This window comes from Paenibacillus sp. S25 (genome assembly GCF_019454085.1).
GTDB classification, from domain to species: domain Bacteria; phylum Bacillota; class Bacilli; order Paenibacillales; family Paenibacillaceae; genus Paenibacillus; species Paenibacillus polymyxa_B.
Genome location: NZ_CP073683.1, coordinates 4238847 through 4253065, shown reverse-complemented (window position 1 = coordinate 4253065; position 14219 = coordinate 4238847). Strand labels below are relative to the sequence as shown.

Annotated in this window: 13 protein-coding genes; all 13 read left to right on the top strand. The window is 46.5% G+C overall.

Annotation, left to right across the window (positions count from 1 at the left end):
* Positions 1–107 precede the first annotated feature (107 nt).
* A complete protein-coding gene (gene ric / locus KAI37_RS18540; protein ID WP_220029986.1) occupies positions 108–827 on the top strand; it encodes an iron-sulfur cluster repair di-iron protein in 720 nt (239 codons plus the stop codon).
* Positions 828–856: 29 nt separating this feature from the next.
* Positions 857–1708, top strand: coding sequence for a molybdate ABC transporter substrate-binding protein (gene modA / locus KAI37_RS18535; RefSeq protein ID WP_071642140.1), 852 nt, complete (start codon positions 857–859; stop codon positions 1706–1708).
* Entirely contained in the window at positions 1705–2382 is a 678-nt protein-coding gene (gene modB / locus KAI37_RS18530; protein ID WP_076293947.1) for a molybdate ABC transporter permease subunit, read from the top strand. The genes modA and modB overlap by 4 nt, the downstream gene beginning before the upstream one ends.
* Positions 2383–2580: 198 nt before the next feature.
* Positions 2581–6255: a nitrate reductase subunit alpha gene (locus KAI37_RS18525; RefSeq protein WP_071558428.1), complete on the top strand. Its 3675-nt coding sequence runs from the start codon at positions 2581–2583 to the stop codon at positions 6253–6255.
* A complete protein-coding gene (narH, locus tag KAI37_RS18520) occupies positions 6245–7822 on the top strand; it encodes a nitrate reductase subunit beta (protein ID WP_220029985.1) in 1578 nt (525 codons plus the stop codon). Before KAI37_RS18525 ends, narH begins: the two co-directional genes overlap by 11 nt.
* Complete coding sequence (gene narJ, locus KAI37_RS18515; RefSeq protein WP_025718076.1) at positions 7815–8381, top strand: nitrate reductase molybdenum cofactor assembly chaperone; 567 nt, start codon at positions 7815–7817, stop codon at positions 8379–8381. Before narH ends, narJ begins: the two co-directional genes overlap by 8 nt.
* Positions 8381–9064, top strand: a complete 684-nt coding sequence (narI, locus tag KAI37_RS18510; protein WP_220031506.1) for a respiratory nitrate reductase subunit gamma — start codon at positions 8381–8383, stop codon at positions 9062–9064. The genes narJ and narI overlap by 1 nt, the downstream gene beginning before the upstream one ends.
* 45 nt (positions 9065–9109) lie before the next feature.
* Positions 9110–9562: a GAF domain-containing protein gene (locus tag KAI37_RS18505; RefSeq protein ID WP_023989701.1), complete on the top strand. Its 453-nt coding sequence runs from the start codon at positions 9110–9112 to the stop codon at positions 9560–9562.
* Between the two features lies 1 nt (position 9563).
* Positions 9564–10628, top strand: coding sequence for a PAS domain-containing sensor histidine kinase (locus KAI37_RS18500; protein ID WP_220029984.1), 1065 nt, complete (start codon positions 9564–9566; stop codon positions 10626–10628).
* A gap of 7 nt (positions 10629–10635) precedes the next feature.
* A complete protein-coding gene (locus KAI37_RS18495; protein ID WP_023989699.1) occupies positions 10636–11283 on the top strand; it encodes a response regulator transcription factor in 648 nt (215 codons plus the stop codon).
* Positions 11284–11305: 22 nt separating this feature from the next.
* Positions 11306–11836 (top strand): hemerythrin domain-containing protein, encoded by a 531-nt coding sequence (locus KAI37_RS18490; protein ID WP_220029983.1) that lies wholly within the window; start codon positions 11306–11308, stop codon positions 11834–11836.
* A gap of 166 nt (positions 11837–12002) precedes the next feature.
* A complete protein-coding gene (locus KAI37_RS18485) occupies positions 12003–13157 on the top strand; it encodes a nitrate/nitrite transporter (protein ID WP_076293951.1) in 1155 nt (384 codons plus the stop codon).
* Positions 13150–14169: a ThiF family adenylyltransferase gene (locus KAI37_RS18480; RefSeq protein ID WP_220029982.1), complete on the top strand. Its 1020-nt coding sequence runs from the start codon at positions 13150–13152 to the stop codon at positions 14167–14169. The genes KAI37_RS18485 and KAI37_RS18480 overlap by 8 nt, the downstream gene beginning before the upstream one ends.
* Positions 14170–14219 lie beyond the last annotated feature (50 nt).

Here is a 14219-nt window from a genome sequence, read left to right as displayed (position 1 = left end):
AGGCTCTTTCCACTAGTGAAAGAGGGAACCCCCTGATTGGTTCAGCTTTAAGGGAGACGTAGAATGAAAGTTGAGCATAAAATCGAAGTAAGATGGAGGAATGGAAGATGAGCCAGTTAACGGAAGAAACATGGGTGGCGGACATTGTGAAAGCAGTACCCAAAACGGGAGATCTGTTCCGCAAACTGAGGATTGATTTCTGCTGTGGAGGGAAAATATCGCTCCGTGAAGCAGCAGCCAATCGAGGCCTCCACGCTGGTGAACTGCTGACGCAGATACATGAAGTGGAAGAAAAGCAGGCACAGCATAAGCAAATGCAACCTCCTTCACTCGAACCGAAAGAACTAATCACCTATATTCAAAATGAGTATCATACGAAGCTTCGGGAAGAACTATCGGCGTTAACGCCGTATGTAACCAAACTAACGCGGGTTCACGGCGAACGTTATCCGCATCTAAAGCGGGTTAATGAACTGTTCACCTTGCTTAAACAGGAATTATCGGAACATATTCAAAATGAGGAGGACCTTGTGTTTCCGATGATTGAAGCATTTTTACAAGAATCAACAGTGGAACGAGCAGATGCATTAAATCCAACTTTATCCAAGTTGCAAGACGAACATCAAACAGTGGTGGAATTCCTGAAGGAAATGCGTTTGATCACAAACGGCTTTGAGCCAATGCAGGAAGCTTGTGGTACGCACCGACTCGTATTGAAGCGGTTAGAAGACCTGGAAGCAGATATTTTTAATCATATTCTTCTTGAAAATTGTACACTAATCGAACGTACAAGACAGGCACAGCTAATAGCGAAACCCATTAATTGATGATGAACGAACATGAGGAGCCGAACCAAATGCATAAATTAATTAAAAGTAGCACTGTTTTCGTTTTGGTTATTTCCATCATTTTATTATTATCAGGATGCGGTACGAAACAACAACTAGATTCAAATGTTGACAGCGCCGGTAAGAATGGATCTTCCAGCCAGACATCTTCGAAAACGGCTGAAACTATTGAGCTTACCATATCCGCAGCAGCAAGTTTAACGGATGCGCTCAAAGAAATTCAGCATTCATACGAATCAACCCATACAGGCATCAAATTGAATTTTAACTTCGGCGGCTCTGGTGCGCTGGAAAAACAAATTGAGCAAGGAGCGCCGTCGGATTTGTTTCTGTCCGCTTCGACCAAAAACATGAAGTCCCTTGTTGATCAGCAGCTAATAGATACGAAAAAACAAAAAACGTGGCTGACGAACGAATTGGTCGCGGTTATCCCTGCAGACGGGACGATGAACATCGCGAGTGTAACCGATTTAACAAAAAAAGAAGTGAAGAAAGTTGCGATCGGAATTCCTGAAAGTGTCCCTGCGGGCAACTACGCACAGGAAGCGCTGACGAAAGCGAAGCTTTGGGACACGTTACAGAGCAAGCTGGTTCAAGCAAAAGACGTTAGACAAGTGCTGCAATATGTGGAAACTGGGAATGCTGATGTCGGATTTGTATATAAAACAGATGCGTTGACTTCACAGAAGGCAAAAATCGCCTTTGAGGTGGATTCCAAAACCTATTCACCTGTTCAGTATCCAATCGGGATTGTCAAAGCTTCAAAGCACATTCAAGAAGCCGAAGACTTTTATGCATACCTACAATCGCAAGAATCTCTGAATATTATGGCTAAGTATGGATTTACCATACCGAAGTGAGCGTGCAAGATATAGATTGGAATGAATATTGGCCTCCTATCCGATTATCGTTGCAGGTTGCACTGTTATCCAGCGTTCTGGTAATCATATTAGGCTTGCTTGTGGCATGGTCAATGTCGCGGTTAGGATTATTTAAAGGGAAAACGGTCGTTGAAACCGTACTTATGCTGCCTTTGGTACTCCCACCAACGGTTGTTGGTTTTTTACTGCTCATATTACTTGGACGAAAAAGCGGGTTCGGACGGTTTGTGGAGCAATGGTTTGGCGAGCCTATTATATTCTCGTGGTGGGCAGGGGTTGTAGCAGCGGTGGTAGTAGCTTTTCCTCTTGTCTATCGGACGCTGAGAATGGGATTGTCTTCTGTTGACCGGGACTTGGAAAACGCTGGGCGTTCGATGGGTGCAAGTGAATGGCAGGTTTTTCGATATATCACCTTCCCTTTAATTTTCCCTTCTTTTAAGGCTGCCTTTATACTCGGTTTTGCCCGCGGCCTGGGCGAATTTGGTGCTACGCTGATGATTGCCGGAAATATTCCGGGTAAAACACAAACGATTCCGACGGCCATTTATATTGCGGTGGATGCTGGTCATCTTCCTATGGCCTGGGCGTGGACATGCTCTATCATACTCATTTCTTTTATCATGCTCCTGTTAACGGGCCAAAAGAACAATTAACTACTTCATACAAGCTTCCCTTTAGCAGAGGGAGGCTTTTTTGTATCTTTCCATAGAACGAGGGATTTCCTGTAGCGCTATAGGACATTCCCTAATGGGAACAGAGATGAATGAATTACATAATGAGAGTAAGCGAATGAGTCTTCCCTTGGAGCTTGCGTTGGGATGATTCTTTCTAAAAAGGAGTGTTGGTCATCGATGAAAAAAAAATACAACCTCAACTTTTTTAAACCGATCGAAAGCTATTCGGGAAATTGGTCAATCCTTGAGGAAAAAAATAGAGAATGGGAAAACGTGTACCGTCAGCGTTGGTCTCACGACAAAGTGGTTCGGACGACTCACGGAGTGAACTGCACCGGTTCCTGTAGTTGGAAGGTTTTTGTAAAAAACGGCATCATTACTTGGGAAAATCAACAGATCGATTATCCTTCCTGCGGTGTAGATATGCCAGAATTTGAACCGCGCGGCTGCCCGCGTGGGGCTACATTTTCCTGGTATGAATACAGTCCCTTACGCGTGAAATACCCTTATATGCGCGGTAAGCTGTTGCGGCTTTGGCAGGCAGCCATCCAGGAACATGCCAATCCGGTGGAAGCATGGGCAAGCATTGTGGAAGATCCGGAGAAAGCCAAGCTCTACAAAGCAGCTCGCGGAAAAGGCGGTCATGTCCGTGTCGCTTGGGACGATGTCCTACGTTTGATCTCGGCGCAACTCATCTATACCATTCGTAAGTATGGTCCCGACCGGATCGCGGGCTTTACGCCAATTCCGGCGATGTCAATGATAAGCTACGCTTCAGGAGCACGATTCATTTCGCTTCTCGGTGGACAGATGTTGAGTTTTTATGACTGGTATGCCGACCTTCCGCCTTCATCTCCTCAAATTTGGGGTGAGCAAACGGATGTACCTGAATCTTCTGATTGGTACAATGCGGGTTACCTGATTATGTGGGGATCGAACGTACCGCTTACCCGGACGCCAGACGCTCATTTTATGACGGAAGTACGATATAAGGGAACAAAAGTCGTATCAGTGGCTCCCGACTTGGCGGAGAATGTGAAGTTCGCTGACAACTGGCTTGCACCACATCCGGGTACAGATGCTGCCATAGCCCAGGCTATGACGCATGTTATTTTGGATGAGTTTTACAGAGAGCGCCAAGAACCGATGTTCATTAACTATGCCAAACAATATACGGATATGCCGTTTATGATTCTGCTTGATCCGCACGAGGGAGCTTGGAAAGGTGGACGTTTTCTACGGGCGAGTGACCTGGGCGATGTTTCGCCGCATGCGGACTGGAAGCCAGTCATATATGACGAAGCGGCGGGGGAAATGCTGGTCCCGAACGGTACGATGGGACAGCGCTGGGAGCAGGATAAGAAATGGAACCTGATTCTGGAACGGGAAGACGGAACAAAGGTTGAGCCCGCGCTCACTGTGGAAGGCCATGGCGAGCAATGGGAAGAAGTCGTATTCCCTTACTTTGATAACGCGGGTAATGGAACGTTCAAACGTGTAATTCCAGCCAAAAAAGTACGCTTGGCAGATGGCTCGGAACGTTACGTAGCAACCGTGTACGATTTGATGATGAGCCAGTACGGTGTCGCACGCAATGACAGCTCTCATAACGCCAAAAATTATTACGACGAAGCTTCGCATTATACCCCTGCCTGGCAGGAGAAGATCACAGGCGTGAAGGCGTCTGTTGTGGTACAGATTGCTCGGGAATTTGCCCAAAATGCTATCGATACTAAAGGGCGCTCCATGATTATTATGGGTGCGGGTATCAACCACTGGTTCAACAGTGACACGATCTATCGGTCCATCTTGAATCTTGTCGTGTTGACTGCTTCCCAAGGCGTAAACGGTGGAGGCTGGGCGCATTATGTTGGTCAAGAAAAGCTTCGCCCAATCGAAGGCTGGTCAACGATTGCCTTTGCAAAAGACTGGCAAGGGGCGGCTCGACAGCAAAATGCTACATCGTTTTTCTACTTTGCAACAGAGCAGTGGCGTTACGAAGAAAGTGGAACAGACACCTTGAAGTCACCGATTGGCGGGGATGTCAGTTACAGACATCCAGCAGACTACAACGTGCTCGCAGCGCGTCTGGGTTGGTTGCCTTCTTATCCACAGTTTAATAAAAACAGTCTACTGTTCGCCGAAGAGGCTGCGCAATTAGGCAAGAAGTCCAACGAGGACATCATTAATCATTCTGTGGAAGAGATTAAATCACGTAAGACACGCTTCGCTGTAGAAGATCCTGGGGCAGCCGAGAACTTCCCGCGTTCACTCTTTGTTTGGCGGTCAAATCTGATTTCCAGTTCGGCAAAGGGACAAGAGTATTTCATGAAACATTTACTTGGAGCATCTGATGCCCTGCTTGCCCGGCCGAATGAAGAACAGAAGCCTGAGGAAATCGTCTGGAGAGAAGATGTAGAAGGAAAGCTTGATTTGATGGTTGCACTTGATTTTCGGATGACAACAACTCCATTGTACGCGGACATCGTGCTTCCGGCGGCAACCTGGTACGAAAAAACAGACTTGTCGTCAACAGACATGCATCCTTTCGTGCACCCGTTTAATCCGGCTGTTAATCCACTGTGGGAATCCCGCGCGGACTGGGATATTTACCGCCAGCTTTCCGAAGTCTTTTCGGATATGGCAAAAGAGTACCTGCCAGGAATATATAAAGACCTTGTGACTGCGCCGCTCGCACACGATAGTATAGGCGAAATTTCACAGCCGATGGGTCTTGTAAAGGATTGGACGAAGGGCGAGATTGAAGCGACTCCGGGTAAAACCATGCCGAATTTCAGCATCATCGAACGCGATTATACTAAAATTCACGATAAATTTATCTCACTCGGTCCTAATTTGACTACTGGGAAAGCAGGTGCGCATGGCGTCAGCTTCTCCGTAGCGGACGAATACGAGGAAATGAAAAAGTTGAACGGAGTTTATTACGATGAGTCCATTAAAGATGGACTGCCCAAAATCCAGACAGCTCGCCAAGTGGCCAATGCAATTCTTCACCTTTCATCCGCGACTAATGGACGGGTGTCGCAAAAGGCTTATGAGCAGGCAGAAGAGCTTCACGGTGTGGAACTCAAAGACATCTCGGCCGATCGGGCAGCGGAAAGGATCACTTTCCAAAGTATCACGGCACAGCCGCGTGAAGTTATACCGACACCGGTATTCACTGGATCGAACAAGAAGGGACGCCGCTATTCACCATTTACAACGAATATTGAACGTCTCGTTCCGTTTCGTACTTTGACGGGAAGACAGCATTTCTATATTGATCATGAGATTTTCCAACAATTTGGGGAATCATTGCCGATCTACAAACCGACGCTGCCGCCGATGGTGTTCGGCCCTCGCGACCGGGAAATAAAAGGCGGGCAAGATTCACTTGTGCTTCGTTATCTGACACCGCACGGTAAATGGAATATTCACTCCACCTATCAGGATAATCAGCACATGCTGACACTGTTTCGCGGAGGTCCTACGGTGTGGATCAACAACGAAGACGCAGAGGCACATGATCTTGCCGACAATGACTGGGTAGAGGTATACAACCGTAACGGCGTCGTAACTGCCCGGACTGTTGTCAGCCACCGGATGCCAAGAGGCACGATGTTCATGTACCATGCTCAGGATAAGCACATTCAAGTGCCAGGCTCCGAAATCACGGACACACGCGGCGGTAGTCATAACGCACCGACAAGAATTCATCTCAAACCAACCCAGATGGTCGGTGGATATGCTCAGCTTAGTTATGGATTCAACTATTATGGTCCGATCGGCAACCAGCGTGATGTGTACGTTGCGGTACGTAAAATGAAGGAGGTTAACTGGCTTGAAGATTAAAGCTCAAATTGCCATGGTCATGAACCTGGATAAATGTATTGGCTGTCATACGTGCAGCGTGACATGTAAAACAACCTGGACGAACCGCAAAGGTGCGGAATATATGTGGTTTAACAATGTGGAAACCAAACCCGGTATCGGTTATCCGAAGCGCTGGGAAGACCAGGAATTATATAAAGGGGGCTGGCAGCTCCGCAAAGGGAAACTGGAACTGAAGTCAGGCAACAAGCTGTCCAAGATAGCACTGGGTAAGATTTTTTACAATCCAGACATGCCGGAAATGAAAGATTATTATGAGCCCTGGACTTACAATTACGAGCAACTGACCAACGCTGGAGAACAGAAGCATTCACCTGTGGCACGCGCGCATTCTGCGGTAACAGGTGAAAAAATGGATTTGGAGTGGGGTCCAAACTGGGAAGATGACTTGGCGGGTGCGCATGTCACCGGTCCGCTTGATCCGAATATTCAGAAAATCGAAGAAGAGATTAAATTTAACTTTGAGAAGTCGTTCATGGTGTATCTCCCACGGCTTTGCGAACATTGCCTAAATCCAAGCTGTGTCGCGTCATGTCCTTCGGGCGCCATGTACAAACGGGACGAGGACGGAATCGTGCTCGTCGATCAGGAAGCCTGCCGCGGATGGCGATATTGCATGACGGGCTGTCCATACAAAAAAGTGTACTTCAACTGGCAGACGAACAAAGCGGAAAAATGTACCTTTTGTTTCCCACGTGTGGAAGCTGGCCTGCCGACAGTCTGCTCCGAGACATGTACAGGACGAATTCGCTACCTCGGCGTTATGCTGTATGACGCGGATCGGGTGCTTGAGGCCGCTTCTACGCAGGATGAGAAAGAACTTTACAAAGCGCAGTGCGACCTGTTCATGGATCCAAGTGATCCGGCAGTGATTGCTCAAGCGAGAAAAGACGGTATCTCGGAGGACTGGATCGAAGCAGCGCAGAACTCGCCGGTCTACAAGCTTGCCATTGAGCACAAGCTGGCGTTCCCGCTTCATCCGGAATACCGCACATTACCTATGGTCTGGTATGTGCCACCACTTAGTCCGATCATGAATTACTTTGAAGGGAAAGACTCGATTGAGAATCCCGATATGATCTTTCCGGCTATCGAAGAGATGCGTACCCCCATTCAGTACCTTGCCAATATGCTGACGGCGGGCGATACGCAAACCGTGAAGGAATCCTTGCAGCGAATGGCTATGATGCGCTCCTATATGCGTGCCCAGTCCACAGGACAATCTTTCGATGAAAGCCGTCTTGAGCGCATCGGCATGACACCGCGGCAGATCGAGCAGATGTATCGACTTCTGGCGATTGCCAAATATGAGGACCGTTTCGTCATTCCGACATCGCATAAAGAAGGATATTCGAACCCGTACCGAGCTCAAGGATCTGCTGGTTACGGCGATACCATGGGGAACATGGGTTCAGGCTCTGGATGTGACGGCTGTAGTATGGCAAGTTCAATGGGGATGGAAGAGCCCTTGAAAACAGGCAAAGAAATGTATGAAGAAAACTTCTACGGGGGTATTTGGCGTGATTAATGTAGCGAAGCTGTATGAATGCAAGCCATCATTCGGGTTTTTCGCCCAGCAACTCATGTACCCGGAAAAGCTGGATTTTCATCCGGCTTTTCTGGAAGCATCGTTTGATGCAAACCATCCGGCATATACGTATGCGAACACCTACTGGTCCCTTATGCAAGAGTTCAGTATGGAAGAGATTCAGGAAATGTATACAGAAACCTTTGATTTTCAAAAAAATTGTGCACTATATATGACTTACTTCAAATTCGAAGATGCAAAAGAACGGGGACAAATGTTGGTCAAGTTAAAGGTGCTATACGAGATGTATGGTCTTGAAATGCCAGATGGAGAGCTGCCAGATTATCTTCCGCTCATGTGTGAATTTCTGTATGCCGCCGAATGGTCGCAAGATCCGAAAACGACAGAAAACTTCCGCATGCCAATTGCGATCCTGGAAGACGGCACATATCATTTGCTTAAAGCGCTGGAAAAAATGGAAAGCCCGTATTTTCATTTGGTGAAGGGACTGCGCGAAACGCTTAAAGTTTGCGTAGAACAGGAGGCAGCCGCGCAATGATGATGCTAGAGCAGTTTTTATGGGTTATTTTCCCTTATATGTGCGTGGTGGTCTTTATTGTAGGGCATATTTTCCGCTATAGAAACGACCAGTTCAATTGGACGGCAAAATCAAGTGAGTTTATTGAAAAAAAACAATTGATGATCGGAAGTCTCTTATTCCACCTGGGTATTATCCCGGTTATTATGGGTCATGTATCCGGTCTGGGCATACCAAAAACCTGGATGCATGCACTGGGTGTAAACGATCATCTGTATCATATTGGAGCAGTTTATGTTGGTGGAATATTTGGAGCGATGACATTCCTCGGTATGTTGATTCTTACCTCTCGTCGTTTTACAATACGCAATGTGCGCCGTTTAAGTACAGCGTCTGATTTGATTGTAAACGTATTGCTTTTGGCCATTGTATGCATGGGGATGTTCGCGACTCTCGTAACGAATGCGGTACAGCCGGAATTCGATTATCGGGAGACGATCTCGATCTGGTTCCGCGAATTATTCATATTCCGTGTTGACCCGACTCTGATGAGAGACGTACCGATGTCTTTCAGGCTTCATATACTTATGGGCTTTGCGATTTTTGCATTCTGGCCGTTTACCCGGCTTGTACATGTGTGGAGTGTTCCGTTGAATTATGTGCGCAGAAGTTATATCCTTTACAGAAGACATAAATCGAATTAGGAAAGCGGGCTCTGCCTTCTTTCCTAATTCTATTAGGAGAGAGCGATGAATAATAGGATGGATTATCAAAGGGAGCTTGAGCGAATACGCGAACATTTCGGTTATGATTTCATGGCGCTTGCTCTGGTTGAACCGGCCGAATATCAATACGTTATTAAATGGAAAAATGCAGCCGGTAATTTAAATGATCGCTTTAAGCGGATTGTGCTGCAATCCGGTAAGGGCATAGCAGGAATCGTGTTTAAAACCGGGAAATCCGTTTTCATTCCATCTATTTATCAATATGTGGGGGCAGACAACCTGTTTAACTATCCGATCGTTCAATCCGAGAAGCTCAAGAGTCTCGGGGCTGTTCCCCTATGGAATGATGCTCGCGTCGCGGGCGTACTGCTTGGTGGATTTCGGGAAGAACAGCTCATGACCGAAGCCATGATGCGTGATTTGGAAGCCTTGGCGCATAGGGGAATTGGAGAGTTGAACGGGAAGGAAGTGATGTGAATTGACATTGTCTTTAGGGACTGGCTCTTTGAGTGCGCTAATGGTGAAGTTGTTTGAGAACAGTACGGAAGCCATTTTCTTTTTTGATAGGCAAGGGAATACCCTAGCCATGAACCCGGCTGCAGAGGAGATTGTGGGCGATGACGTCCTCATTCAACTCTATGAAGGGAAGGAAAGAGCTTTATGTGGAACATGCAGGGGCTATACAAGCGAAACGGAGCCCCGTACCTGCCTTGACTGTTATTTCAATATGCCAGAATCCAAGGATTTCGCTTCTTTTCAGGTGTATCTGGAAACGAAGAGCAACGGAATGGTTCCCTATGCCGCTTCTTTTCACACCATTGATTCTGAACATGGAACACGGGTGTTGATGTTGAGAGACTTGACTCCGCAATTTCAGACGCAGGAAAAATTGTATCAAAACAAAATGATGAAGCATGTCATTGAAGCGCAGGAAAATGAGCGCAAACGGCTTTCCAGGGAACTGCACGACAGTGTGGCCCAGGAATTGATGAGCGCGGTTGTTGAACTACGGGTGTTAAAATACATGACGAATGATGAACAGCTCATCAAAAATATGAAGCAGACTGAAGCATCTATGACGCGATTGTTGGATGATATCCGCAATCTGTCTGTGGAACTACGCCCTGCTACACTTGATGATTTTGGGCTTGAAGCGGCCTTTCGTTCCCATTTCAAGAGGGTTGAGCAAAGCTTTGGTCTTGTCGTTGAATTTGTGTCGGATCTTCCCCAAAAGCGATACGGAAGTGAAAAGGAAACGGTCATTTACCGTGTCTGCCAGGAGGCTGTTCTCAATGCCTTGAAGTACGCCCAGGTAGATATGGTTAAAGTTTCTTTGACTGAGCACGATCATACACTTCGTTTGACTGTAGAGGACGATGGAATTGGCTTTGAAAAGGGGAGCAAGCCTATTGGAACGGGATTAGGTTTATATGGCATGCAGGAGCGAGCAGAGCTGGTAGGCGGAAGTTTTGGCGTCCTTTCAAATGTTGGTCAGGGAACCAAAGTCTTTTTACAAATTCCGATTGGCCAAGAGGAGGAATAGAGACTTGATCAAAATTGTGTTAGCGGATGACCATGCTATTGTACGAAGCGGATTTTCCATGATTTTGAACTTCCAATCGGATATGGAGGTTGTCGGAACGGCTGCGGATGGCATTGAAGCGTATACGATGGTAGCTAAATATCGTCCGGATATTCTAATCATGGATCTCAGCATGCCCCCAGGCGAAAGTGGATTGATCGCTACAGGCAAGATTAAAGAGGACCACCCTGATACTAAAATTCTGATTCTGACCATGCATGACGATGAAGAATATCTTTTTCATATTTTAAAGAATGGTGCTTCAGGGTACGTTTTGAAAAATGCTCCAGATGAGGAGCTATTGCTTGCTATACGAACCATTCATGGGGGTGGGACTTATATCCATCCTAAAATGGCTACTTCTCTCGTTCGTGAGTTCATCAAAAAAGATACTACGTCACAATCAGAAGATCCTTATGAGATCCTGTCCAAGCGGGAACTGGAGATTCTGCCTCTGGTCGCAAAAGGTTACGGTAACAAGGAAGTTGCGGAAAAGCTGTTCATCTCTGTCAAGACGGTGGAAGCGAACAAAGCGAAAATTATGGAAAAATTAAATTTAAGAAGCCGGCCTGAACTAGTCCAATATGCATTAAAGAAAAAAATGCTGGATTTTTAGCCGATGAATGGAGGAAATCCGCGTGCTGGAAAATGAGAAACTGCGCTTTTCCAAACCTGCCATGCGTATTCTTGAAAATGAGCATCGCTATCTAACCTATCTGATGGATGAATGGCATGCCATTGTATTGTGGTTTGAGCAGCACAGAATACTAGATTTGGAAGAAGGCCGCAAGCAACTGGAAAAGCTGAGAATGCAGATTATCGGTTTTAGGGTACCCCTCAAGAAACATACCGAAAAGGAAGAAGAACACTTCTTTTCTCTGCTAGGAACCTACATTGGTTTTGAACAGGGACCGCTCGTCGGTATACAGGAGGAGCACCGTGAAATAGAGGGCTATATCGATCATTTTCTTTATCAGACGGAGGGCGATCTGAGTTTGCTCACGCTTGATGAGATTCAGGAGGCGACCAAGAACGCAGGGGAGGCCTTCGAAGTCCTGACTGTACATTTTATAAAAGAAGAAACCGTACTTTTTCCTATGGCAGAACAACAGATCAATCGGAATGATCTGACCAAATTATGTGACAAATTAAATACGCTTATCTCTTGAATTGACCAAGCCGCTTCCTATAGAAGCGGCTTTTTATATTTTCAGGGAGTCCCCTGTCAGGTAAAGGGGACTCCCCTATATTCGAATGGATGGGCTAGCGGCTACAATGGGGACAGAAAATTCAAATCAATAATTCGACAGAAAAAACGTTGAAAAGGTGAGTTAAATGATTAGAAAAATGCAGTTGCCGTTACAAACATTGAACTTGATTCTTGGATTCATGGTATGGGTTATCATTTCTTCTCTTATGCCGTTCATTACGGAGGATATTGCTATTCCACCCGGAAAATTGGCCATGGTCACGGCAATTCCAGTCGTGCTTGGTTCGATTCTGCGCATTCCGCTTGGTTATTATGCCAACATCTTCGGAGCAAGAATCGTTTTTCTCGTTAGCTTTATTTTGCTTTTGTTTCCCGTCTACTATATCAGTGAAGCTTCTACGATGATGGATTTAATTATCGGTGGCTTGTTCCTTGGGATTGGGGGAGCTGTGTTCTCGGTTGGGGTGACTTCGCTGCCGAAGTATTATCCAAAGGAAAAGCATGGGTTTGTAAATGGGATGTATGGCATAGGAAATTTGGGAACAGCCGTCACTACCTTCTCGGCCCCTATTGTGGCTACTCAAATTGGCTGGGCCCCTACAGTGAAGCTGTATCTCATTCTGCTGCTTGTTTTTATCGTTTTGAATTTCTTCTTAGGGGACCGTCATGAAGCTAAAGTAAAGACGCCCATTATGGAACAGATTAAAGGAGTTTACAAAAATGAAAAGCTTTGGTTTTTCTCACTCTTTTATTTTATTACATTTGGCTCATTTGTAGCGTTCACGGTGTACTTGCCGAATTTCCTGGTATCGAATTTTGAGCTGAGTAAAGTGGATGCAGGGATGCGTACAGCAGGCTTCATAGCGATTGCCACTTTCTTCCGCCCTATCGGTGGCTGGCTGGCAGATCGGTTTCAGCCCCTGTTCCTGCTGGTAGGTACGTTCTCTGTTTATACAGTCGCTGCGATTCTTTTGGCTTTTTCACCAGGGATTACCCTTTATACAGTGGGTTGCTTGGCGATCGCTGTATGTGCTGGAATGGGGAACGGCGTTATTTTCAAGCTAGTTCCATTTTATTTTAATAAACAGGCAGGCATAGTTAACGGAATTGTATCCATGATGGGCGGTCTCGGTGGCTTTTTCCCTCCGATCTTGTTGTCGACGATTCATGCCGCTACTGGCCAATATTCCATTGGATTCATGCTACTCTCCCAAGTGGCGCTGGCTAGCCTGATCCTCGTTATATGGCTGTATTATCAAGGGACACAATCTAATGAATGAACGTTATTCCAGACAGATCTTATTTAGACCTATTGGTGGCGAAGGGCAGCGTAATTTATCCGCTGCTGTCGTCACCATTATCGGTTGCGGGGCACTGGGTTCCGCCATTGCCGAAACACTGGTAAGAGCGGGCGTTGGGGAGCTTCATCTTGTTGACAGGGATTATGTGGAGGTGTCGAATCTGCAACGTCAGCAGCTGTTTACGGAGCAGGACGCCGCGGAAATGCAGCCTAAGGTCATGGCAGCCGAAAAAAGGCTGAAAGCCATACGAGAAGACGTGAGGTTGCACACATATCTCGATAACTTGGATGCCGAGCTTGTTCAAGAACTTGCCAGCAAAAGTATATTGCTGATGGATGCTACGGACAATTTCGAAACTCGTCTGCTTATCAACGATGCTGCACTGAAGGCAGGAATTCCATGGATTTACGGAGCCTGTGTTGGAAGCACAGGCGTTGTTTTTCCATTCGTGCCGGGCGAGTCAGCTTGTTTACGCTGCCTTCTGCCATCGCTGCCTGCGATCAATCAGACCTGCGATACGGCTGGAATCATCTCGCCTGCAGTCCAGGTGACAGCAGCCCTCCAATGTGCAGAAGCCATGAAGTGGCTGAGCGGCAGGCGTGATAAGATGCGCCACAAGGTTCATCTATTTGATCTATGGGAGAACACGCAGATGGACATAGGGATTTCCCGCATCCGTAACCAAGAATGTCCAACCTGTGGAGAGCATCCTACGTTTCCTGCACTGACAGCATCACGTCGCTCGGCGTATGCGGCTCTGTGCGGACGGAACGTGGTACAGGTTCTTCCAGACCCACATCGTCCAATCACGCTTGATGATGCAGAGAAAATGGGCAGGCTTATAGCAGATAGTGTAAAAAGAACCCCTTATTTCGTTGAATTTTATGCTTTTAAGCATCGAATGATTTTATTCAAAAACGGAAGGCTTCTCATACACGGTGTACGGAGTGTTGCCAACGGTCAAAAACTATATCATCAGCTGTTCGGTTAAATGAGATGTAGATACAAAAAGCAGAAACATTTAAAAGAGTCTGTCACCGG